Consider the following 23,499-nt stretch of genomic DNA (forward strand, 5'->3'; position numbering starts at 1 on the left):
TGGGGGAAAAACGCCTTTCATATCATTTCCGGTTGTGTCTGAATGATTAAACCGCAGAGGCGCAGAGGACGCAGAGAAAGAGAAAAGAGATTAGTAATTCCGATGCCAACGGATTTCCCTTAGAACTGGTTCCAACAACACATCCGGGACGGTTAACATTTCTCCTTCCCGCCAAATACCCGCAACTATTTCTAGGAAAGGATTTGTTGATAAAACCTCTATTGTTTTTTCTAAAACGCTGTGAATGACTGCCAATGGCTGCAATTTTGGTCGGCAAAGTTCGTGCCATTCTCCAATCTTTTCAGGAGATTTGCTGATGATGATATAATGGGTGCATTGCTCTACCAGAGGTATCTTTTCTAGTTGTGGCTTTCCTCCCACATCGACTATTACTAAATCAACTAACTCGCGTAAATTTTTGACATCTCGACTATTTTTTTCAAAATAATCTGGGATTAAATGACGAGTCAGGTCATTTTCATGGATGCGGAATTCATTCTCTCGCACCAGTCTTTCAACTAGCTGTCGATTGGCAGTTTCGTATGCCCAATTTCCTTGTCCATCCCAGTTGGATCGATGCAGAAAGATTTGTTTGTTGAGGTTTTTTTTGAGTAAATCCCAGCGCAATGTATTGGCTAAAACGCTCTTACCGCTATCGGGAAGACCACCGATTAAAATAGCAGGACAAGGGGTTTGGTTGAGCGAGGCAGATATGGTATCTCCGGGTGCTTTTTCTGCTACTTGACTTTGGACGATAACGGCTAGGTTCTTTCGGGCATCATAACAAGCTAACCAAGGAACAGATCGACATCGTTTGGTTAAATTTACGTATAACCAAATCGGTGCTTGACCAAACAGTATTACCTCTCGATTTAAATCTAGTTCTCCCGGTAGTTCTAAGTGAGGTAAAATATCTGGGGCGATCAGTTCTCTTGGTGGAAGTAAGTTGATTAATAGGGTTTGGTAATTTCCCTCGGTTGTTTTTAGTTGGGTTACTTCCAAACTAACTTGTTTTTGCCAGTCCAGATTCATATTGTCCTCGCGCGTTGCTGTGGCGCGAAAAAGCCATCTTTACTTTTGAAATATGGCATCAGGTAAGTCAACTGGCAATACCTGTCCGACTACAACTTCGCGGGTGTGGGCGGCGACGACTATTGCACCTCCAGATTGTGGTTTTGCTTCTCCTAAACGAGGATCGAAGCAAGCTACCCAAGCGGCGGGATGGCAGGCGTGAACGAGATAGGCGTATAACCATATTGGCGCTTTTCCTTCGATGACTACGCCTTGACTCCAAACCATATTTTCAGGTAGGAATAAGGTTTTGAGATCGGCGGGTTCGATTAGTCCATCGGGCGCTGTCATCTGGATGTGCAGGTGTTGGTAGTTGATTCCCGATTCGGTTCGATTGGGGATGAGTTTTAGTTCGATGGCTGTCATTGTATAGGTGCGTTTTTGAGTATGCTGTTACTTTAGCAAGGCGTTGGAAGGATGCTCTTCCAAAGATGGGAGCGATCGCGCTCCGAGATCGCATCCCTTCACGCAATGCTAGACTAACAGCACCAGCAAAGAAACTGGGTTTGTTTCCTCGTTCACCCATCACCCAATAGCGGCAATGGTTCAAGCTATTCCAAAATCGCTCAGTTTTGAGGAGTTTATCGCGGATTATGGCGATCGCGATCGCTATGAGTTGATTGATGGAGAATTAATTGATATGGAACCAACTGGCCCCCATGAGGAGGTTGCAGCTTTTCTGATTCGCAAATTCAATGTAGAAATAGACCGCCTCTGCGTCCGTTGGTTTACACCCACCCGCTGTTTGATTAAACCCCTCGGACAATCTACCGCTTTGGGTCCCGATGTGGCGATTTTGGATAAAGCTGCGATCGCTAACGAACCACTTTGGCAACAGGAACCTATTATTACACTGGGAAGTTCTGTCAAATTGGTGGCAGAAGTTGTCAGCACTAACTGGTCAAATGACTATGCTCGCAAAGTCGAGGATTACGCCGCACTGGGTATTCCGGAATATTGGATTGTAGACTATCTCGGACTTGGCGGACGGCAATTTATCGGTATAGATAAACCGCCGACGATTACCGTTCTCCAGTTAGTTGAAGGGGTGTATCAAGGACAGCTTTTTCGTGGTGGAGAACGCATTATTTCTCCAACTTTCCCAAACTTAGAAATAACCGCAGAGCAAGTTTTTGCCGCTGCGGGGTAGGCGATCGCACCCGAATCTGAAACTAAACTTTCTCTCTTATGGGGGTTGACAAATTTTTGTTGTTTACCTTAACTTGTTTTGTGTAGTGTCATCGACACCACTCGCCAGATCCTTGAAAACCGCATAACTTCGTTGACTGGTGTCGATTGCTTACACAGTCTGGGTTTCAAGCTTTTAATTTTCCGTTTATTGCAAATGACCCCCCCTTTATTGACAGGTAAATTTTCTGGTGTCGATTTGCAGTCTGAAACCCAGTCCTGGTAAGGCTTCCTGGACGAACTCTTTCCACTTACATCACCCCGCAAGGGGACGGAAACTGATTGCATCGTTGATAAAGCCGGATACATCCTTTACTTTCCACTTACATCACCCCGCAAGGGGACGGAAACACGGTCAGGGCCATGATGGCCCAGCCGTGGAATACACCGCTTTCCACTTACATCACCCCGCAAGGGGACGGAAACCTTGAGCAAGAGCCACTAGAAATGCTTGCCGGGGGCAAACCTTTCCACTTACATCACCCCGCAAGGGGACGGAAACTCGTCCCGGAAACGGCGAACCCGGAGATATTTGATCTTTCCACTGACATCACCCCGCAAGGGGACGGAAACCGATAAATGCTCTCGAGACCGGGGTGACAATCCCAGTACTTTACATTCACATCTCCCCGCAAGGGGACGAAAAGCCTAACGAGAAAAATTTGGAATCGCAAACTTCCAACATAAGCGATATTAGAAAAACGATCGCACGAATCCACAAATGCTCAACCAACCTTGGAGCGACCCACCCAGCGTAGAATTGTTGCAATCGTTGGCGCGGGGAAATTTAAAACAACAACTGCTACAGGCGTTGCGCTTGTGGGTGTGGCTGCATTTTCTGTATGGGGAAGCAGCAACAAAGCTCAATTTGCCAGAACCGTTTGGCTATGCGGATTGGCGGAATGCTTTCTTCAGCGAGACGCACCCCAAGGGAGAGGAAAAACCCGGACTGCATGAGAGGGAATGTTTCTGCGGAAAAACCGTTGCGGCATGGTTATTTAGTCCGCATCTCAGTTTCACTCAGTTGGAATGGGAAACTTGGTTGCGAGATTCCACCTTTGCTTCCGCAGTCGAACAACAGCAGCAGCAATTTGCAGACATACTCCGACGACACCACCTTTGTCCGGATAACCTGGAAAAATTGTGGGAAACTCGTCTGTTTAATTTGACTCGCCGCGCCTTGGCGGCGGATTTGCCAGTTTTGGCTGAACTGCAATGGCTCAAACGCAGCGGTCATCTATATTATCGGGTGAGCGATCGCCCTTTCACACCCGGTGCGATCGCACAAGCGGATGCAGGTTTAAGCACCTACAATCTCGAGTTTCTCACGCAACCGGATTTGGCAGCGATCGCAGATAATCTTTCTGCACGTCTCCAAGGACAACAACGCTTTTTCGTCCACGTCGAATATGTCATCACTAAAATAGATCGCGTCGATGAATGGCAAGCACAACTCCGCACCCTCTGGGAACAAAAAGTCATCCCGCCGATTTTGCTAACTTACTGGAATGCTTCGCAGCAAAAAACCCTCGCCGCCGTTGTCTATCCCGTGTGTATCTATTACTACCAGCGCGGCCCCTATCTCTGTGGATTTGGGGAACTGCCGCCGGGAGAAGCCAAACAACTCGACTGGCGCAACTATCGCCTCGACCGCATTGAGAACATCGAACCCCTGAGTTGGGACGCGGCGCGGGTTCCCCCGGCGCTGAAACAGCGGTATAGCACGGGGACATTGCCCACACCAGACGAAATCGAACTGGCAATGGCAGAAGCTTGGGGTTTTGATTATTACCAACCGGCTCTGATGTTATTACTGAGATTTGACCGGGAGTGGGATGACCGTTATATCCGCAACACCTATCGTCACGCCACGTTTAAAGCGGTGGACTATCAAACCGTGGGAAAGCTGATTCGCCAGAGTTTAAACGGAGAACAGCGATCAGCGATGCTGAAAGTGTGGCGCGCGCGATCGCCTAGTGATGCATACTACCGCGCCACCTATCGCCAAAACGACCCCAACGTGATGCAGCGATTGCGGGCGTGGCGACCCCGCGTAGAAATTTTGCTACCCGTGGAACTGCGAGAACGGGCAGCAAGGGAAGTACAACAAGAATGGAAACTTTATCATGAATGAAGGCTCGGTAACAAATTTAACCTCGCGCTTTGAGGCGGCGCTGACTTATGCAACGCAACTCCACGCAAAGCAACGTCGCAAAGTCACGGGCATACCCTACATCGCCCATTTATTGGGAGTAGCGGCGTTGGTATTGGAAGATGGCGGAGATGAAGATGAAGCAATTTCAGCTTTGTTGCACGACGCGGTGGAAGACCAAGGCGGGGCGGCAACCAGGTTAGAAATTTTACATCGGTTTGGGCAAAAGGTGGTGGAAATTGTCGATGGTTGCACCGAACCAGATGCGAGTTTATTCGCGAGTTGGAAAGAACATAAGTTGCAATATTTAGCACAGTTGCGTTGCGCCTCTCCATCGGTGCAGCGAGTGATGCTAGCAGATAAATTGAACAATATTCGCGGGATGTTAATCAATTTGCGGTTAAAAGGAGAGGCGATTTGGAGTCAGTTTCGCGGGAGTAAAGAAGATATTTTATGGTTGCAGCAAGCGCAATTGGAAGTTTATCGTCAGGTAAGTAAGAGTTGGATGGTTGAAGAATTGGAAAAGAGTGTGAGAGAGTTGGGTGGTTGGTTTGAGGGTAGTGGGAGGTAGGTTGGGTCTTTTGATCTTGAGATGCTTGCGGTTCTTTTTTAAGGTTCAGCGAACGGATTTAGCAGCGAAATATTGCAATCGTCAAAATCACGGGTGTTTCGCGTTACCAAAGTGAGTTGATGCAAGTGGGCAGTAGCTGCAATTAGCATATCTGCTTGGGTACGAGGTTTCCCCTGAGTTCGCAAGCGATCTCGCAATTCGCCGGAAAACTGGGCAATTTCAGCAGTAATGGGGATGATTTGGCAATAAGTTTTGAGGAATTGCTCAAACCAGTTTTGCACTCTGGCATTCGGTTTTGAGGCTAAACCGTAAGCGATTTCTTCTACGGTAATTACACTCAATGAAATAGATGAAACTTGGGTACTCCACGCTAATACTCCTGGGTTGGGTTGGGGGCGTGATAGTTCGCTGATAATATTGGTGTCACAAAGAAATGTCACAGAGACTATCTAGAAACGAATTGGCACGATCTTCACGAGCAGGAACTTCTAGATTATAATTTTCCTCTGCACAAATCTGACGCAATTGGGCAAAAGCATCTGCCAGGGAAGGTTTACGGTGCTGTTGCTGCCAAACTAAGAATTCCTGAAAGATTTCAGCTTCTACCACGGCTGCTACCAGTTTGTCTCGATCGTAAATCAGTTGAGGTTCTGCAACTGAGGCATCGATAAGTTCAGAAAATTTCTGTTTTGCTTCGTAAATTTTCCAGTTCATGGATTTCTAAAAAATTGTCAGTTATTAATCTTTATAGCATTTCTGTTCCCATGTATCAGAACTAGCGATCGCTATAGATGCGTTTTTCACTATGCTGTTACTTATTTCTCTAACTTTCCCAAGCTTAGAAATAACCGCAGAGCAAGTCTTTGCCGTAGCGGGGTAGGAGATGCGATCGCAATGGTGCGATCGCACAGTTCGTAGTAGGCACTTCAGTGCCGCACAGTTCGTAGTAGGCACTTCAGTGCCGCGCCCCAAACTGCCACCAAACTTTCTCTCTTCCGGGGGTTGACAAATTTCTCTTGTTTACCCTAACTTATTTGGTATCGTGTCATCGACACACCTCCCCCGATCCTTGAAAACTGCATAACTTCGTTGAAGTGTGTCGATTGCTTACACAGTCTGGGTTTCAAGCTTTGATTTTTCCGTTTATTGCAAATGACCCCGCAATAATTGACATGGTAAATATACCTGTGTCGATTTGCAGCCTGAAACCCAGTCCTGGTAAGGCTTCCTGGACGAAATCTTTACATCCACATCACCCCGTAAGGGGACGGAAACGGTAAAAAACTAACCTAGCGTTATAACAATAAAGTACTTTACATCCACATCACCCCGTAAGGGGACGGAAACACCACGCCGTGCTGGCAAAAATCTTGAGCCATGTTTTTCTTTACATCCACATCACCCCGTAAGGGGACGGAAACGGTTTCTTCTACTTGAATACCTTCAAAATTAAACACTTTACATCCACATCACCCCGCAAGGGGACGGAAACGAGATCCCAAGTTTGCCGGTTTGCGGCTCGGGCTTGGGTGCCTTTACATCCACATCACCCCGCAAGGGGACGGAAACTTGGGCGGCGCTTTTTGCAACAGGAGACAAATTGCGCTTTACATCCACATCACCCCGCAAGGGGACGGAAACAGAATGAAACCCTTTGAGGAGTCATATGGTATCCTTTACATCCACATCACCCCGCAAGGGGACGGAAACCGCAGGAGACTTCAAACCGCACCCCTGCGTTGGTCGCAACCTTTACATCCACATCACCCCGCAAGGGGACGGAAACCAACGGATGTCGGCCAGATCCAGGATGCGGTTGGTCACTTTACATCCACATCACCCCGCAAGGGGACGGAAACGATACCCAGGTGCTGACTTTGGCACATCCGTGCAAAATCGGCTTTACATCCACATCACCCCGCAAGGGGACGGAAACGGCTCGCTTGACACGTGGCAAAGCACTGTTAGCACTTTACATCCACATCACCCCGCAAGGGGACGGAAACGGATGAGCCATTCAGGCGTTCCGGAATGCTCCAGCAGATCGACTTTACATCCACATCACCCCGCAAGGGGACGGAAACGAGCCACCGGCATGGCCGCATAATGCTGGCTGGACTTTACATCCACATCACCCCGCAAGGGGACGAAAACACGCGCTCATCGAAATGGAACGCAAAATATTGCGGCCTTTCCACTTAGATCACCCCGCAAGGGGACGGAAACTGGCGGAGCTTCTGGTACAGGTGGAGCTTGTCCCTGAGCTTTACATTTACATCACCCCGCAAGGGGACGGAAACCTTTTTCGCAGCTTTCTTAACGGTCATTAAATATCACCTTTCCACTTACATCACCCCGCAAGGGGACGGAAACGTGAGGGTGTAGCTGATCGCGTCAAACTGGCTGAAGGTAGTTTGCATTAACATCACCCCGCAAGGGGACGAAAACACTGTTCAGGCGTTGCGTCTATCAAATTCATCCAGGCGATCCAAACATCATTCTGTTTTTGGAAGAGTCTACTTCCAGGGCTATGCCATAATGGCACAACACTAAAAAGAGTGATGGGACGCCTACTCTAACTCAAACTAGCCGCAACCCTAATATGATTGACTCAGACAAATCGATGACAATTGCGCTTTCCTGGTGTCTTGCTTGGGGAGAACAGCGTCAACCTCAATTTGAACTAGCTGTGTTGCAGCAAATGCGAGATGCTTTGCATAATGACGCACAAGTTCCAGAGAACGTAAAAGCAATTGTTGAGCAAGTACGGCAACTGCAAGCTATTCCCAAAGATTACTTCCCTAAAACCCTAACTGAACTCAAAGATAAATATCAAAATTTATGGCAGCAAACCACCCGTATCGGTTTAGTTTATGGTGGAGCAACCAAAATTAAGCAATATGTATTTGAGTCCGCCAAAATCCAGGATGTTCGCGGTGCATCTGCCTTACTAGACAGAATCAATTTAATTGATTTGCCAGCTTTTTTCAACAAAAATCCCCAACCAAACTCAAACACCTACAACGCTCAGTGCATTGATGTTAAAAACTGGCTTAATAATACCATTCCCAACCAGCCCCAAATTTCAGAAGCACTAATTCCAGAACTGGTGATTTATTCAACCGGCGGTAATATACTGGCATTTTGTCCGGCGGCATTTGTTGATGACCTAGCTAATGCGATTGAAAAACGCTACACAGAAGAAACTTTGACGGCAAACTCCTGTGCAGTGGGAGATACATTTAGACTGCTAGAAATCCGCTTTGGATTGTTAAAAGAGTCAATAGAAGAAACCCTTTGGCTAGATTGGTATCGCCAGAACTATCAAAAACCGCTGGTTCAGGCTTACTTTGGCAATATAGACAATAGTAAAACTGAGAAAGATAGTGAATCACCTGTATCGGTTGAAGAAGCTTTCGCAGATAGAAAGAGCTTTAACGAAATCGCCACTAAATTAGCGGTTCTTTTTAATCAAAGGCGGAGTGGCAACAATCGCAACAATCGTCCTAGCCGTCGCTATCCACCCATGTTTGAAACCCATCCTTACCTGATGCGAGATGGAAGCGATCGCCGTTCAGCAGTAAGATTAGTTCAACCGCCAGAATTACCCAGAGAAACGCATTTTTCCGAAACATCGGCGCGGAAACATTTAGTGGGTTACAGAGCCAAAAAAGGTTCGCCTCAAGTTCCTAATTGGTACGAAAACGCTCAATTAGAGTGGCAAAGTATTAGAGTAGAAGGCTGGGTAGATAGATTCGATCGCTTTCTGCAAAAAAATCCCACTTTACAACAGAAATACTATCAAAGTTTTAACCCCAACAAAGTTGAAATTGCCGAAACCCTCAGCCATATAGCAAATGCTAGTAAAGGGTTTATTGCCTATATCTATGCCGACGGCAACAATATGGGCGGCTATATTCAAAAGATTCGCACTCCCCAAGAATATCAGCAGTTTAGTAGAGATGTCGAATTAGCGACAGAGTATGCTGTTTACCAAGCATTAGCAGAGAGTTTGCATCCCCACAAATTGCAAAACTTTAACGATGAAGACTCTACACTTGATAACGGCGATCTAGTCCATCCGTTTGAGATTATTACGATTGGAGGGGATGATATTTTCCTGATTGTACCAGCAGATAAAGCGTTGGCGATCGCTCAACTAATCGGCGAAAGATTTGAACAAATTTTACTCAAGCAACAGCCATTAGTAGAAAATCCAACCCCCGCAGAACAAATCAAGGGAAACTATCAAATCAAACGATCTAATAAACCCATCGATCCGAAAAAAATCCATCGCTACAAACCTACAGACGCTCCCCCTTCCAAATGCCAACTCAGCACCTCCAGCGGCGTACTGATTGCGGCATCTAATACCCCTATATACTACGCCAAAGATTTCGTCGATCAATTACTGAAATCAGCCAAAGAACGAGCCAAAAAGCTCAAAAAAGCAGGATATTGTGGGGGAACGGTAGATGTAATGGCACTAAAATCTGTGACGATGATTTCATCGGATGTGAAAGCATTTCGCCAAGAAGCATTGTTCAAAAAAATCAAACCCAACCTCAAACTTTATGCTACTCCTTATACATTGCACGAACTAGGAGGATTAATCGCCTCCATCGAAGCTTTGAAAACCGCTAAATTTCCCAAATCGCAACTCTACCAAATTCGCAGTTTATTAGAACGAGGAAAGCATACAGCTATTCTCAACTATCGCTATTTCCGCACGCGATTGAAACAAGGAAAACAAGAATTGCAAACACAGTTTGAAGAAGCTTGGTGTCAAGCGAAAAGTAATGAAGGCAATCTTGCTCCTTGGATGTACGACGATGGCAAATTAGATCCAAAAAATCCTGAAGATCCATTTTACGAAACCATTTGGCGAGACATGGTAGATTTATATGAATTTGTTGCCACTGAAGATGACAATATCTTAGAATCAGAGCCAGCGAAAATGGAGGTTAAATCGTGATTTATCTTGACGAATTATCAAACTCTAAGCTGACATCGTACAAAATTACTGCTATAATAGATTCAGCTTTGTGCGTTGGTGCAGGTGGCTCTTCTGGTTCCCTAGCTGATAAACCAATTGTTCGCAATTCAGAAGGAAATTTACTAATTCCTGCCTCTCAAATTAAAGGTCGATTGCGCCACGAGTGCGAAAAGATTGCCAGAGGTTTGCGTTGGGCGGTTTGTTATTCTCCCAATCCTCAAACCATGTGTCCTCAAAGAGCAGGTTTAACCGAAAACTTCGATCGCCCGGAATATCAAGTACCAGGTTACGAGGGGAAACATTGCCTAATTTGTCAAATATTCGGCAATCCAGTTTTGCCTTCTCGCATCTTATTTGATGACTTAATCTGTACCGAAGATCCAGAAAACTTACCAGAAGTATTGCGCCCAGGTGTCACAATCAATCGCCGCCGTCGCGTAGCTGAAGAACAAAAACTTTACCTTCTAGAAACTTCACCAGCAAATGCCCAACTAAACTTTACAGGACACATTCACCTATCTGATACGCCAGATTACGCCGGAGCATTAATTTTAGCTGGATTGCGACATATTCATGCTTTAGGTGGTAGTAAATCTGCTGGTTTAGGATGGCTGCATTGGGAATTTCCTGACATAACTTTGTCACAAGCAGCATGGGATTTTCTAGCAAAAGGAGATGAGAAATGAAAAAGATTAATTTAGAAATTAAAGCCCTATCTCCTTTAGCAATTGGCAGACAAAAACCAGGTGGATCGATAAGTGAAGCAGAAAGCTACATTCCCGGTACAGTGATTCGAGGAGCAGTTGCAGATTACATACTAAAACGAGCTAATACACCTATTACTGCTAGCGACAATTTTCACAGTTTGTTTTTGGGAGATAATCCAGCAATTTTCCAAAATGCCTATCCTGCAAGTTTGAATATTGATGATGATATTGTCATTCATAACAATATCAAAGTCTTACCTAATACTGCACTCAGTTCCAAAAGAAAGCCGGGATTTACGCCCGAAAAAAATGGTGTTTTCGATACACTAATAGATCGATTCTGTGCTGAAAGGTTTGGTCAGCTTTACGATCCCAATTGTCCAAATGATGGAGATCGAGTTGACGCTTTCACTGGCTTTTACAGCGAATATAATGAAGAATACTACAGTTTTTATGCAACTACTCGTTTGCTCACAAGAGTTGGTATTAATCGCCGCAGAGCAACATCAGAAGAAAGGGTACTTTACAGTATTGAAGTTTTGAATGAGTCTAAGAGTAAAGGCAAGAAAGAAAAACCTGTTGTCTATTCTGGGGCAATTATAGTCGCTGATGAACTCGCCAATTCTCTACAAAACTTTATCAATAATCACCAGGAAGATTTGCGATTAGGAGGTTCAATTTCACGGGGATTAGGGCGAGTTAAAATTACAGCCAAGTCGCCTGTAGAGGCAAAAGCTGTTAAGCCATTGGTAGAAGATAGACTCAAGGAGTTTCATGATAAATTGGCTCGGCGATGGAATGAATGGAAAGAAATTTATAAACAACCTCTAGAAGATTTACTACAAAATCGCACTTATTTCACTATCGATCTACAATCTGATGCTATATTAAAAGAAAATTGGCGACGCACTACTGTTATTTCAGAAGATATGCTTCAGGAGTTTGCCGGAGTCAGCGATTCATCTTTGAAACTCCACGCTGCTTACAGTAGTTATGACTATCTATCTGGTTGGAATTCTGCTTGGGGATTGATGAAGGATGTGGAGTTGATTACAAATAAGGGAGGAGTTTATTTATTTAGTACAGCTCAGGCGAAACTATGGATGGAAAAATTAGGAGATTTGGAAGTTAGGGGAGTAGGCGATCGCACTTGTGAAGGCTTTGGTCAGATTCGAGTTTGTGATGAATTTCATTTAATTATGCGTGAGGAGGCAGTTTAGAAATGGATGAACTTCTAGATCTCTTCTTAAGAGAACAATTAGCATTAAGACTTGAACGGGAACTTAGTAACCAAATGGATGATATAATATGCGAAAAAGTAATACCGATAGCTAAAAAATTCTCAATTGCCAGCAAAGATAAAAAATCTCCCTTTAGAAATGTTCTTGCTGTTGCTACTGAACCTAGCTCCTCACTTGAGGTGCTCAAAAACTATATTCGTTATCAAGTCGGGCGTAAAGAGTCAAGTCCAATTTGGAAAAATTCCAAGGATAATGAACTATTTGCGAAAGCAGTAGTTGATGACCTAAATAACTTGAGCCAAGATGCTCGTGAAATTGTGGAACGATTGAGAAGGGCTATTCCAAAAGGTAATTCTTTAGCTCCTTATTTGGAAGATCATCAAAATAGAGAGAAGCTCGAAAAAAATATTCACCTTAAACTTGCCCAACTCTATCTAGGCTATCTGGCGCGTGAGCATACAGCTTTAGTAGGTGAAAGTAAGCCAAATCAATAAATATCAAGAGCGACCAAGTATCAAAAAGGAGATAAATTATGCCTCGTCTAGTTATTTCAACTGTTGGCACGAGTTTACTAACCAATGAAATCCGCGAGCGACGCGATCCAAAAGGTTGGGAAGATATGTTAAAAAAAACTGCTAATCTTACTCACAAACAGATTAGTCAATCTTACCCTGAAGTTTTAGATATAATTCAGGAATTAAAGCACAGGGCTGAAGACAAGCTTAATAATGCTAATACCATCGAAATCAGAGATGCTAGCGCTGAATTGAATGGCATCTATGGCTTATACAAAGAACAATTAAGTCAAGGTAGTCAAGATATTCATTGGTTAATTGCTAGCGACACAGCACAAGACCAAGTTACCGCAAAAATGCTAGAAGAGTTTCTGCGTAAACAGGGTTTAAATGTTAATATATATATACCCAAAGGTTTCTCAGCAAGCAGCACTGAAGTTTTTACCAACGGTATTGATGAACTTTTGAACTGGATTGATAATATTGTTCCTGGTTATAAAGATAGTGGTTATCAAATTTGTTTTAACTTAGTTGGTGGCTTCAAAGCGATTCAAGGATTCGCTAACACCATTGGCATGTTTTACGCTCATGAAATTATTTACATTTTTGAAGGGAATCGAGACATTATTACAATTCCTCGTTTACCGATACAAGTTGATAAATCAGCAATCAAGCCAGTTGAATTTGCTCTGATGGCTTCAGAAGTAGGCGTTTCGGTTAAACTATCAGAACTTCAGAATGTCCCTGAAACTTTGATATTTGTAGTTGGCGAAGAAGTAACGCTGAGCAACTGGGGAAAACTGACTTGGAATAACTGTAAACGGGAACTTCTCGCCCAAGATTTATTAGAATTTCCTTGCTTGGTTTATGAAAAGTCTTTTGTCAAAGACTATCAAAAAAATAATGTCAACGCTCAAAAAAAGTTTGAATTGCACGAGGTACTTGCTGAAGTATCTGGTTCAATGCTCAAATTTAATGGAGACACCACTCGGTTTGATTCTAGGTTGCACTTTACTAGATATGAAGGAGGACAAAAATGTGAAGGAGGAGTAAAAAAGAATCAAATCGATCACTTTTACATAAAAAATACTGGTTGGCGAGTCAGTTGTATTACCAAAGACCGCAAGCTATACCTGCGCCATTATGGAGAACATGATTATGTCAATGACAACCCCTAATTATTGCGATCGCTTCTCCATTCTCCAAAATACCGTTAGTTAAAATTACTCACAACTATGACCTCAATCCAATCTCCGCCTAAACTATCCTTATCAGAATTTCTGGAACTGCCAGAAACCAAACCTGCTAGTGAATACATCAACGGAAACATATACCAAAAACCCATGCCAAAAGGAAAACATAGTGCCGTCCAAACTTTTTTAGCACCGACAATCAATCAAGTTGCTATTCCTCAACGTATAGCTCGTGCTTTTACAGAGTTGCGCTGTACCTTTGGCGGCAGATCAATTATCCCAGATATAACTGTTTTTTCCTGGCAGCGAATTCCTCTAGATGCTAATGGAGAAATTGAGAATAGCTTTGAAATCCATCCAGATTGGACGATAGAAATATTATCGCCAGAACAAAGCCCAACCCGCGTCATTGATAATATTTTATTCTGTTTAGATCGCGGTACAGAATTGGGATGGTTAATCGATCCTCAAGAGAAACTGGTAATGATATTTAAACCAGGAAAACAACCGGAAATTAAGCAAGATGGCGATATGCTGCCTGTTTTGAGTTCTTTGGAAAATACGCTACAGCTATCTGCACAAGATGTGTTTAGCTGGTTAATGTTGAATTAATTTAATTATTTGGGTAAGTTTATGTTTGACACATTCAAAAATAGACTGGAGATCGCAGGAACTCTCTGGACTGTAACTGCACTCCGCATCAGTGCAGGTCGTTCTACTGAACCAATTGGATCGGATTTACCTGTGATTAAAGATGCTTTGGGTAGACCTTTGATACCGGGGTCGAGTTTTAAGGGTGCGTTGCGATCGCGCGTAGAAAGCTTTCTACGTGGTATTGTGGGAAGCGATCGCAAACTCGTCGCTAACCCCGCAATTGAGGATGAGTGGTCGATTACTTCCAAGGAAATGAAAGAACTGAAAGAGCAAAATACTAACGATCTCGATCTCACAAAAGCGATTCTGAACCAAACAGATTTGGTTTCTTGTTTATTTGGTTCTCCTTGGGTAGCAAGTAAATTTCAAGTACGAGATTTAACTGTACAACCTGATGCTTGGTTCGGACAATATCAAGAAAGAGATGGGGTTTCTATCGATCGAGATACCGAAACTGCTGCTGATGGGAAATTATATGATTTCCAAGTTGTGCCAGCAGGAACGCCTTTTGAATTTAAAGCTGTTGTGGAAAATGCTGAGGATTGGGAACTGGGTTTATTAACAATCGGATTGCACCAATTTGAGACAGAACAAATACCATTGGGTGGCGGGCGATCGCGCGGTTTAGGCGTTGTTAAACTGGAAATTGACAAAATGCGCTGGATTGATGTTGAAGGCAATCCAAAATTTTTGTTAGAATACCTACAAAAGCTAGTCAGAGAAGATGAAACCGCCTACGAAGATGCTGCTGACTACAAAGATGAATGGGTAGGAAAACTCATCGAGCATCTGAACAATAAAATCTCTCAAGTATCTAACACTCAAACAACTCAAGCATAAAACACGAACTTGCTTATAGGAGGTAAATATGGGTTTCAGTAATTACAAAGATATCGGTGAAGTTCTACAAGAATTTCAGGTAACTTACACCGAAGGTAATTTTATGGGAGAAGCCGAATTTAGTATTTCTGACTATTTTCGGCAAGACTTACAATTTATGATGCGAGAAGCAGTTGTAGACAATTCAGAGTTTGCTGTTTGCGAAAATTTGATATATCCAGTTCTCAAAGAAGTTTGGAAACTTTATTATAGTAAGTTTGTTTTATGGAGCCATAAGTCTCTTACCTACGACCAGAATCTTTGTGGTTTTCCTGAATATATTTTGGCTAAACGTTCTCCTTTGGGAAAATTCGTTTTTGACAAGCCATATTTCTTGTTAGTTGAGGCTAAGCAAGACAAATTCGACGAAGGCTGGGCGCAGTGTCTAGCTGAAATGATTGCAGCCCAAAAATTGAATGATGAACTAAAAGTTACTATTTTTGGGATTGTTTCTAATGGTAAAGGATGGGAGTTTGGCAAACTTGAAAATCAGAAGTTTACGCATCAACAGGCTTTATATTCTATTCAGGAAATAGATCGCCTATTTGCTCTTGTCAACTATATTTTCCAACAATGTGAAATGCAGCTAAATCAATTAGCAGCTGCTTAATTACTAACAATCGAGCCAACTTAAATCATGCACAAACGATTTGTTAACCAATGCACAATCGATATTAGCATCTTACCTTGTGGCCCCATTTTAATTAAATCGGGCAAAGAAGGAGCAGATCCGACTAAACCCGATATGGAATTTGTCGAAACTTACCACGCGGGGGGACGTTCGATTTATTTGCCGGGAAGTTCTTTGAAAGGAGCAATTCGCGCTCATGCTGAGAGAATTGTTAGGACTGTAGGACGCGATCGCAAACCAAACAATCCTAACACTCTTTGGGCAAGTAACCCGCTCAATCTTGACGAACTGAAATATCTCGATAGCATTACAGATCCCAGAGAAATTTATCGGCAATCTTCCTTTACAGACCAAATGTTTGGCAATACTGCTATTGCTAGTCGGATTAGAATTGAAGATGCTTATCCAGTTGACTCCAAACAGTTGAAATTGGAAGAACGCAATGGCGTAGCAATTGACCGGGTATTTGGTTCGGTTATACCAGGGGCATTATTTAACTACCAAGTTTGCACGAGTGGCGAATTTAAGACCAAAATTCACCTGAAGAATTTCTCTTTAGCTCAATTAGGATTAATTGGTTTAGTATTGCGAGATTTAAATGAAGGTTGGTTTGGTTTAGGGTTTGCTAAATCTCGCGGTTTAGGAATGGTTGAAATCAAACTTAATTCAGCCCTGGTGCGATATCCCGGTTGCGTGTTAGAAAACGAACAAATTTGCAGCATCGGCGCACAAAAACAATGGCCTAATAATCTGCTGTTAGGTGCGGGAGTTTTTCTAGAACCAGACGAACGAGAACGTTACGGTTTTCCTGCTGATGATGAACAAGAAACCCCCGTTATTGCTAACTCAATGCCTCTCGGTTGTGGGGTAGAGTTGCAATGGCAAGGAGATGTACAAGTGCAAGATTTATTTATGAGATCGGTTCGTTCTTGGCGTCGGAGGTTAGAAGTTGTATGAATGCTTTTGTTGGTGTTAGCGAACAACTTTTTACACAGGAAGAGTTGAGAGAACTGTTGCAATCAATGTCTCATCAACCTGGCTATTATTTTTTGAGATGGCCTCACGCAGTTAGCGGAATTTTGGAGAAATTGCCGGAAGAGTTTCCAAGTCCAGAAGGACAGATGTTTAATTTTGATCGCGAACTACGCTGGAAACAACAAAAACCTGGTTTATACACCGTTCTAATCCTATCAAACAACGGAGAAACAGCGGGATTTACTGCGATTGATGGTAACTGGAAAACCCAACAGCGAGACGCTTATGGCTATCGTACCGATGAAACTCGCTTTCCGCGATCGCTCATTTACCCCGAAAGTCTCGCTCCCAGATTTTCCGAAGATAAAACCCAAACAAACAAACCTAAATTAGCGCAACGCTATTTTATTGATGCCAATACTTCAACCGTGCATTTTGTTGCTCTAACTGTGGAAATGCCGCAATGACAACTCAACGACCTCGCCCGTTTAATCAATCCTCTGAAACGCCTGCGCCCAAACCCTACGCAATGGTTTCTTTCCCGAAGGAAAGACCGCAATTACAGCAACCTATTGGGCAGGATAAATATCATGAAAACCGCTGTCACGGAATTTTACACCTGACTTTAAAAGTGCAAACAGCACTCCACGTTGCAACGGGTGTTGTGGTGATGGGAAGCGATGTGGGACAAAAAAGTATTCCCTTGATTAAAACAATGATGCAGGGAACTGAGGGACAATTAATTATTCCCGGTAGTTCGCTTAAGGGTGTGGTGCGGTCGGTGTATGAAGCGATTACAAATAGTACCTTGGCAGTGATTACGCCAAGATACAAAAACGACATTCCGCCCGAACGTTTACCCTGTAGAGATAAACAGCGTTTGTGTCCTGCAAGTCGGGTATTTGGGGCGATGGATTGGCAAGGATTAATTCATTTTACCGATGCTCGCTGCAAATCGGCGGGTTTTCGGGCGGGTTTTATACCTTCTTTATATCGTCCGCGTTCTGAAGCTAAGCATAACTATTTTAAGCAAGGTAAAGTAGCAGGGCGCAAGTTTTATTACCATACAATTAAAGCGGTTGATAAAGGACAGCAACAAGGGTTTCCCATCCAACAAGCGGTGAAGGAATTTGTTTTTACGACTCGATTGCATTATCGAAATTTAACCCAAGCTGAACTCGGAACGCTGTTGATTGTATTAGGACAAGATCAACCAAAATATCCTATTGCTTTAAAAGTGGGAGGCGGTAAACCGATTGGAATGGGAACGATGACGGTAGAAATAACGCTGCTAGAACAACCTCCTAATTTGCGCGAGCGCTATTTATCCTACGAGTCAAAACCAACTCAACTTGCAGGAAACCAACTGCAACAGATGATGCAAAAAGCAATCGCAGAAGCACACCGACAACAGTTAGTTCAATCTCAGCAGTTGCAGGAGTTAGCTGCGGTGCTGAAATATCCCACAGATCGAGAACCTCCAGAAAATATGTACTAACCCTGAGAGATGCCCAACTATGACAGTTGAATTTTTTGCCCAATCTCTGACAGAAGTGCAATGGCAAATTGCTCATGCGATCGCGCAAACTCTGGTTAAAGAGAATGCCGATGCGAACGAATTGGGGAAAGCGATCGCTTACCTTCGCGCTTTTGTTCATCAAGAAAATGCTGGAACCAAATTTTTTGATTATCTCAAAACCCTGGTAAAGAATGGCAGACACATCGGACATAGCAAGCGAACTTCTGAATATTACGAAAGCATGGAAAAAGCTTGCAGCCAATACCTAAAAGCTTATCAAAATGATGCCCCCATGATGCTGCAAATTTTGGGTTGGGCATCTCGTTTAATGCGCTATTACCAACAAAATGCCGAACCAATTGGAGAAATTACCGCCCCAGTCATCGAGTCAGCACGTCAAGCAGAAATCGCTGAAGTCATTAGCGCTCATAATTTTACCATTGGTCAAATCTTAGAAGCCAAGGTTACTGCCGTAAAAGGGAATAAGGTGACATATGAAATTCTGGGAACGATTAAATTGACTGAAAAAGAACCAAAAAAGGCACAATTTCTCTCCGAAGGTCAAGTAGTCAAGGTGGAAGTTTTAGACCTTAAGGAAGACGGCAGCATCAGAAAGGTTAAATGCACTGACTGAAACAACTCTATTTTTTGTTGCTACTTCCTTGCTTCAGAGAATAATAAAGATATTTTAAAATGAAGGATTGATATGAAAACAAAGCCTTTTAGTGAATTGCGAAATCGGATGACACCAGAGCGAAGAGCAAGAAACAAAATTCGCGATCAACTCGCGTTACTCCATCTTACCCTTTTGGAACAGCGAAAGTCTTTGGGTTATACAGATGAGGATTTGGAAAAAGACCTCAGCACTTTTGAGTCTGCTTTTTCTGACCTGGATAACCCAGAAGATATTCAAGTCTCTACCCTCTCTCGCTACATCCAGGATCTTGGTGGCAGTCTAAAATTAGTAGCTAATTTCCCTGACAAGGAAATCGTTCTTGCTCAGTTCGATTAACTGCAACTCAGTAGTATCCAGAAACAAAAGACAAGGGGCAGGAAACTATAATATTCCTGCCCCTTGTCTTTTGCTAATAATGGCTTGACTTTTCTCAAAATGACAGCTATGATTTAAAAGACTAGAGAGTTTAAGTTTCTCAACGACTTTTAGCAGTTTTTAAACTTACCCCGCAAGGGGATGGAAACACGCCTCTAGTATGGTGATTGAACAGTTGATTCAGTTCTCACCACTTCCCCGCAAGGGGACTAAAACAAACCTTCATCCTGTGAGTCAGCGCAAAGCCGACTCGCCCGATTACGGAGCGAGAACAACGAATCATTCAGCTTTACGCTTACTGCGAACTGGCGATGACTCCGCAGGAATTCTACGCCAAATGGGATGTGCCACAAGAAGCGATTGCTCTCATTTGCTCTCGTTCCGTTACTACTGTGCGTCGCTGGTTTGCCCTTGGAGACAACCACCGCCATCCCCAACCGCACGACTTGCGTCACCTCGCGTTGATGAATTTTTTCTTAGAACATTTTGAAGCCATTCCCCCAGAACTTCGGCAACAACTTTGCTTACCTAGTTCGTCATCTGCCATTTTTTACTAGCCACCTGACAAAGCAGGTGGCTTTATGACTTGTACAATATCTAAGTTGACCAGATTAAGCGTGTCAGAGTTGTGAGTCGTAGCGATGGATATTACATTCAGTTGGTGATAGATTCAGAACGTAATATCAGCATTCAACCTACTGGTAAAACAATTGGGTCCGACGTCGGATTGTCAGCTTTCTACACCGATTCTCAAGGTTGGAAGGTAGAGAATCCCCGTCACCTGCGTCAGTCCGAAAAAGCTTGTGATACGTTGCAGCGCCGTGTTTCCAAAAGGAAAAAAGGTTCAAACAACCGCAAAAAAGCAGTTGGCTTACTAGGACGACTGCATCTAAAAGTTTCCCGCCAGCGTAAAGACTTCGCCATTAAAACGGCGTTGTGCGTAGTAAAATCTAAATGCGATTCGTTCTCGCTACAAAAACTTGCCCAAATCCAAAACCATGTCTGCCGATCCGGCGGAGAATCCTTAGACAACGGGGAAGAACTGCACAAGCACGACAAAATACCGAGAAGTCAGGGTGGACTTGATACAGACAAAAACCTAGAATTATTCCACGCATACTGCCATCAGTAAATTCACGCAAATGCCTTGTAGATAGCTATAGCGGCTGGAAGGGAAACTTTCACGAGCCGTTCTTAGGGGGTTCTGGGGCAGCAATGCCCCAGAACTACCCGACAAAGGCTGTCAAAGACAGGACTTACGCACGCGGGGCCAAAAACAAAGGTGATGCGTCAATCGAGCGCCTCTAAACCCACGATTTTTCCTATCACCCTTGTTTTTTTGCCTGGGTCCTGTTTGAGCAGGAAACGCTTGGGGAGAGGAAACCGCTATCTTGATTGCCTCATGCCTGTGAGGACAAGTTTTCTCTTGGAACCAAGAATCCCACGGATGACCGCGAAGCCTAGCCGTGGCAGTATCAAATTTGGCCTATCGTGCTTGCGAGCAAAAGTAACATATGGAACAAATACAAACACCGCTAAACACACAGTTACCCAGTTTTTCGCTGATCTTAGAGACGGAAAATTTAGCAAATGCCGATCTTAAGGGTTTATTTAAGTCTTTAGAAACGCTGGCAAATCAAGACATTTCGCCCACTTGTGCGAATGAGGTTTTGCTGATCGATAGCGGTGACACTCCCACCCACATACTAGAGCATCTATGCGAACAGTATCCTTGGATTAAAGTTCACCACACTCAATTAGCGACTGGCTATTACAAAGCCAAGATGCTGGGTGCCGAATTAGTGACAGGGGAAATCGTAGTTTATTTTGATTCAGACTGCATTTACCAACCTAACTGGTTGAGAAGTATCCTCACTGCATTTACCGCAGGAGAGGATATCCAAATTGTTGCCGGAGAAACAATGACGCTCTCTAAAGGTGCTTACGGCACTGCCATGGCGCTGACCTATATTTTCCCCCAACATTCCGGACACAAAACCCTCACCCCAACTTCTCAATATTTCCTCAATAATGTAGCTTTTCGCCGCGAATTTCTCCTGAGTAATCCCATTCCTACCGATTTACCCCTTTATCGCGGTAACTGCGTCATTCATGCCCGCAACTTGCAAAATGCTGGTTACATTATTTGGAACCAATCGCAAGCGAGGGCAACTCACGCCCCGCCTAATGGCTTATCTCACTTTTTCTGGCGTTTTTTGTTAATCGGACACGATTATTACTGGCAAAATCGCTTGTTAGCTAAAGCAAAAGCTGCGGCCCAAACAAGAGAGCGCGACCCCATGACCAGCTTCAATGGCAAGTTAGAAGTTTTCTCAGATCGAGTCAAGAAAATGTGGGCAAATAACCCCCGTCAATTCATTTATCTACCCCTTGCCATTCCCATCGTTATCAGCGCCTTGGCACTGATTTTTACAGGTTACGTCATAACCGTTTTCCAGCCAAAATACTTGCTGGAGGTCTATAACGATATCCTGGGAGATTGAGGAAATTTAAGATTGCAGATTGCAGATTTCAGATTTATTACCTACCCCCTAGAACATTACCAATATTGTCTCTCTCTTCTTTCTTGGCGTCCTTGGCTTCTACCCTACGGGAAGCCGCTGCGCGTCTATGGCGGTTCATTTAATAGGTATTCTTCCGGCGGGAAACGAGTAGTTAAAATCTGAAATCTCAAATCTAAAATCTGCAATATCTTATTCCCATTGCGTTAAAAGACCATCCTCAATCACTCGCAGTCGCCTTCCCCGCCAGTATACGCCTTGTCCAAATGCACCCATTGCCCAAACGGCAAAGCTGAGTAAGTCCCGCAAAGGTAGCAACCACAGCCAAGGTATAAGTTTAGAACATCCTATACTGAAAATTGCTGCCAGAGATTGGGTATAACGGATAACCAGTGTAACTAGGGTTAGCGCGATTGCCCACTCAGCAAATCCCGACACAATCAACAGGGGCAAGCAATACACTGTCCCGTAACAGAACGCCATCGTATAGTACTGAGAACCGCGATTGTAGCGAATTGTTCTTGCCCAGCGCAACTCTCGCTGAAACACCTCGCCGATACTCTCGCGTCCTGTATCCGACTCCAGAACATAGCGGCAGAATTCCACTCGATACCCTGCCATTGCAGCCCGCTTCCCCAAGTTATAATCTGACCCGATGCGGTTGAGGTGTAACCCGCCAAAGTTAGCCAGGGTTGATTTACGGGTAGCTATTGTTGCACCGACGGCGAACCGAAAACCCCCATCTAAGACCCTTGCGAGCAAAGCACTGGGTATAAAATCAACACAGCGACCGAAGGATGCGATTGCAGCACCCACAGACTGAGGATCGTACCCGACAAAAGCACAACTCACCAAACCAACTTCCGGATCGGCTAAAGGCGCAGTCACGGTACGAATATAATCGGGATTGACGCGAATGTCGCTATCGGCAAAAATAATAATTTCGTGGTTCGATTCCTCTAACAGATAGCTCAAGTTGCTATCCTTATGGTTAATTCCGCGAGGTGCCAACCCGACAAAAAGTTGCGCACGGTCGGGAAACGTCTGCACGAGTTGTTTGAGGACAAAGACAGCAGGGTCTTGGACATCCATCACCCCAAACAGTACCTCGTAATCTGGATAATTCTGCTGACAAAAAGCTGACCAATTTTCCCACGCCCCTTCATCCAAGCCACACACCGGCACTAAAATCGATACAGGTGCATCCTGATTTTCCGTCACTGACTCGGTAGGGGCAAAAAACTGGCGGGTACATACAGCACAGGCCAGATAAAAGATGATAGAACCAATAATTAGGATAAGTACCAGTATTTGTATAGCGATAATCATTAAAAACCTCTGGGACGGTATCCCAGTTTCATACCATATGTGGGGGCGATATGGAAGATATCTAAGATGGAAAAGCTATGCTAAAGATAAGAGAGAAGCAGCCTTAAGTTAAAAACTGAGGGTACCCTTGCCAATCGTTGAAACGTAAAGCGATCGCAACGCCTCTAATTGCTGAAAAATGGGACAACAGTGGAAAATGCGTACATATATCTATCGGTTAAGAGCAGGCTTTTGATGGAAACCTGCTCTCACCAACTCCCATTTCTGGGGTAAAGTTTTCCTCGCTAATGTTAAGAGGGCTTTTT

24 protein-coding genes, 1 pseudogene and 2 CRISPR repeat arrays are annotated in these 23,499 nt (G+C 43.9%); of the genes and pseudogenes, 20 read left to right on the forward strand and 5 right to left on the reverse strand.

Features of this window, described 5'->3' with window-relative positions:
- Positions 1 to 90: 90 nt before the first annotated feature.
- Positions 91 to 1,032, reverse strand: coding sequence for a CRISPR-associated ring nuclease Crn3/Csx3 (gene crn3 / locus ACE1CM_RS00695; protein ID WP_374875479.1), 942 nt, complete (start codon positions 1,030 to 1,032; stop codon positions 91 to 93).
- Positions 1,033 to 1,071: 39 nt separating this feature from the next.
- Positions 1,072 to 1,437, reverse strand: coding sequence for a CRISPR-associated ring nuclease Crn3/Csx3 (gene crn3 / locus ACE1CM_RS00700; protein ID WP_374875480.1), 366 nt, complete (start codon positions 1,435 to 1,437; stop codon positions 1,072 to 1,074).
- Positions 1,438 to 1,612: 175 nt separating this feature from the next.
- On the opposite strand from crn3 (ACE1CM_RS00700), the gene ACE1CM_RS00705 reads away from it, so the two are divergent.
- The 3 genes from ACE1CM_RS00705 to ACE1CM_RS00715 all read left to right on the forward strand — a co-directional run bounded on the left by ACE1CM_RS00705 (position 1,613) and on the right by ACE1CM_RS00715 (position 4,982).
- The gene (locus tag ACE1CM_RS00705) at positions 1,613 to 2,221 is read left to right on the forward strand and encodes a Uma2 family endonuclease (protein WP_374875481.1); all 609 of its coding nucleotides are present in this window, start codon (positions 1,613 to 1,615) and stop codon (positions 2,219 to 2,221) included.
- A gap of 281 nt (positions 2,222 to 2,502) precedes the next feature.
- Positions 2,503 to 2,906: a CRISPR direct-repeat array (repeat unit 36 nt; unit sequence CTTTCCACTTACATCACCCCGCAAGGGGACGGAAAC).
- Positions 2,907 to 2,980: 74 nt separating this feature from the next.
- Entirely contained in the window at positions 2,981 to 4,393 is a 1,413-nt protein-coding gene (locus tag ACE1CM_RS00710; protein ID WP_374875482.1) for a TIGR03985 family CRISPR-associated protein, read from the forward strand.
- Entirely contained in the window at positions 4,386 to 4,982 is a 597-nt protein-coding gene (locus tag ACE1CM_RS00715; protein WP_374875483.1) for an HD domain-containing protein, read from the forward strand. The genes ACE1CM_RS00710 and ACE1CM_RS00715 overlap by 8 nt, the downstream gene beginning before the upstream one ends.
- A gap of 38 nt (positions 4,983 to 5,020) precedes the next feature.
- On the opposite strand, the gene ACE1CM_RS00720 is transcribed toward ACE1CM_RS00715, so the two are convergent.
- The gene (locus tag ACE1CM_RS00720; protein ID WP_374875484.1) at positions 5,021 to 5,422 is read right to left on the reverse strand and encodes a type II toxin-antitoxin system VapC family toxin; all 402 of its coding nucleotides are present in this window, start codon (positions 5,420 to 5,422) and stop codon (positions 5,021 to 5,023) included.
- Positions 5,406 to 5,696, reverse strand: a complete 291-nt coding sequence (locus tag ACE1CM_RS00725) for a prevent-host-death protein (protein ID WP_374875485.1) — start codon at positions 5,694 to 5,696, stop codon at positions 5,406 to 5,408. The genes ACE1CM_RS00720 and ACE1CM_RS00725 overlap by 17 nt, the downstream gene beginning before the upstream one ends.
- A gap of 525 nt (positions 5,697 to 6,221) precedes the next feature.
- Positions 6,222 to 7,430: direct repeats of the CRISPR family, unit length 26 nt; unit sequence ACATCACCCCGCAAGGGGACGGAAAC.
- 175 nt (positions 7,431 to 7,605) lie between these two features.
- On the opposite strand from ACE1CM_RS00725, the gene cas10 reads away from it, so the two are divergent.
- The 17 genes and pseudogenes from cas10 (at position 7,606) to ACE1CM_RS00810 (ending at position 21,847) form a co-directional block, all read left to right on the forward strand.
- A complete protein-coding gene (cas10, locus tag ACE1CM_RS00730; RefSeq protein WP_374875486.1) occupies positions 7,606 to 9,957 on the forward strand; it encodes a type III-B CRISPR-associated protein Cas10/Cmr2 in 2,352 nt (783 codons plus the stop codon).
- Positions 9,954 to 10,664 (forward strand): RAMP superfamily CRISPR-associated protein, encoded by a 711-nt coding sequence (locus ACE1CM_RS00735; protein WP_374875487.1) that lies wholly within the window; start codon positions 9,954 to 9,956, stop codon positions 10,662 to 10,664. Before cas10 ends, ACE1CM_RS00735 begins: the two co-directional genes overlap by 4 nt.
- Complete coding sequence (gene csx10, locus ACE1CM_RS00740; RefSeq protein WP_374875488.1) at positions 10,661 to 11,905, forward strand: CRISPR-associated RAMP protein Csx10; 1,245 nt, start codon at positions 10,661 to 10,663, stop codon at positions 11,903 to 11,905. The genes ACE1CM_RS00735 and csx10 overlap by 4 nt, the downstream gene beginning before the upstream one ends.
- A gap of 2 nt (positions 11,906 to 11,907) precedes the next feature.
- The gene (locus tag ACE1CM_RS00745) at positions 11,908 to 12,420 is read left to right on the forward strand and encodes a hypothetical protein (RefSeq protein WP_374875489.1); all 513 of its coding nucleotides are present in this window, start codon (positions 11,908 to 11,910) and stop codon (positions 12,418 to 12,420) included.
- Between the two features lie 38 nt (positions 12,421 to 12,458).
- Entirely contained in the window at positions 12,459 to 13,619 is a 1,161-nt protein-coding gene (locus ACE1CM_RS00750) for a putative CRISPR-associated protein (protein WP_374875490.1), read from the forward strand.
- Between the two features lie 57 nt (positions 13,620 to 13,676).
- A complete protein-coding gene (locus ACE1CM_RS00755) occupies positions 13,677 to 14,246 on the forward strand; it encodes a Uma2 family endonuclease (RefSeq protein WP_374875491.1) in 570 nt (189 codons plus the stop codon).
- 21 nt (positions 14,247 to 14,267) lie between these two features.
- Positions 14,268 to 15,128 (forward strand): CRISPR-associated RAMP protein Csx7, encoded by an 861-nt coding sequence (gene csx7 / locus ACE1CM_RS00760; protein WP_374875492.1) that lies wholly within the window; start codon positions 14,268 to 14,270, stop codon positions 15,126 to 15,128.
- Between the two features lie 28 nt (positions 15,129 to 15,156).
- Complete coding sequence (locus tag ACE1CM_RS00765; protein WP_374875493.1) at positions 15,157 to 15,777, forward strand: hypothetical protein; 621 nt, start codon at positions 15,157 to 15,159, stop codon at positions 15,775 to 15,777.
- Between the two features lie 27 nt (positions 15,778 to 15,804).
- Positions 15,805 to 16,755, forward strand: a complete 951-nt coding sequence (locus tag ACE1CM_RS00770) for an RAMP superfamily CRISPR-associated protein (RefSeq protein WP_374875494.1) — start codon at positions 15,805 to 15,807, stop codon at positions 16,753 to 16,755.
- Positions 16,752 to 17,240 carry a hypothetical protein gene (locus ACE1CM_RS00775; protein WP_374875495.1) on the forward strand — a complete coding sequence of 163 codons (489 nt, stop codon included), beginning with the start codon at positions 16,752 to 16,754 and terminating at the stop codon, positions 17,238 to 17,240. The genes ACE1CM_RS00770 and ACE1CM_RS00775 overlap by 4 nt, the downstream gene beginning before the upstream one ends.
- Positions 17,237 to 18,271 carry an RAMP superfamily CRISPR-associated protein gene (locus tag ACE1CM_RS00780; RefSeq protein ID WP_374875496.1) on the forward strand — a complete coding sequence of 345 codons (1,035 nt, stop codon included), beginning with the start codon at positions 17,237 to 17,239 and terminating at the stop codon, positions 18,269 to 18,271. The genes ACE1CM_RS00775 and ACE1CM_RS00780 overlap by 4 nt, the downstream gene beginning before the upstream one ends.
- A gap of 19 nt (positions 18,272 to 18,290) precedes the next feature.
- Positions 18,291 to 18,926 carry a hypothetical protein gene (locus ACE1CM_RS00785; RefSeq protein ID WP_374875497.1) on the forward strand — a complete coding sequence of 212 codons (636 nt, stop codon included), beginning with the start codon at positions 18,291 to 18,293 and terminating at the stop codon, positions 18,924 to 18,926.
- A 72-nt stretch (positions 18,927 to 18,998) separates the two neighbouring features.
- Positions 18,999 to 19,304 carry a transcriptional regulator gene (locus ACE1CM_RS00790; RefSeq protein ID WP_374875498.1) on the forward strand — a complete coding sequence of 102 codons (306 nt, stop codon included), beginning with the start codon at positions 18,999 to 19,001 and terminating at the stop codon, positions 19,302 to 19,304.
- Positions 19,305 to 19,654: 350 nt separating this feature from the next.
- Positions 19,655 to 19,900, forward strand: a complete 246-nt coding sequence (locus tag ACE1CM_RS00795) for a helix-turn-helix domain-containing protein (RefSeq protein WP_374875499.1) — start codon at positions 19,655 to 19,657, stop codon at positions 19,898 to 19,900.
- Positions 19,901 to 19,950: 50 nt separating this feature from the next.
- A pseudogene (locus ACE1CM_RS00800) lies at positions 19,951 to 20,295 on the forward strand (RNA-guided endonuclease InsQ/TnpB family protein); the annotation flags it as partial.
- Positions 20,278 to 20,475, forward strand: coding sequence for an HNH endonuclease (locus ACE1CM_RS00805; RefSeq protein ID WP_374875515.1), 198 nt, complete (start codon positions 20,278 to 20,280; stop codon positions 20,473 to 20,475). The pseudogene ACE1CM_RS00800 and the gene ACE1CM_RS00805, both read left to right, overlap by 18 nt.
- Before the next feature lie 382 nt (positions 20,476 to 20,857).
- Positions 20,858 to 21,847 carry a glycosyltransferase gene (locus ACE1CM_RS00810; RefSeq protein WP_374875500.1) on the forward strand — a complete coding sequence of 330 codons (990 nt, stop codon included), beginning with the start codon at positions 20,858 to 20,860 and terminating at the stop codon, positions 21,845 to 21,847.
- A 210-nt stretch (positions 21,848 to 22,057) separates the two neighbouring features.
- Here ACE1CM_RS00810 and ACE1CM_RS00815 read toward each other — a convergent pair whose 3' ends face one another.
- On the reverse strand, positions 22,058 to 23,194 hold the full coding sequence (locus ACE1CM_RS00815) for a glycosyltransferase (RefSeq protein WP_374875501.1): 1,137 nt from the start codon (positions 23,192 to 23,194) through the stop codon (positions 22,058 to 22,060).
- Positions 23,195 to 23,499 lie beyond the last annotated feature (305 nt).

The sequence above is a fragment of the Microseira sp. BLCC-F43 genome (assembly GCF_041929235.1).
Classification (GTDB): Bacteria; Cyanobacteriota; Cyanobacteriia; order Cyanobacteriales; family Aerosakkonemataceae; genus Microseira.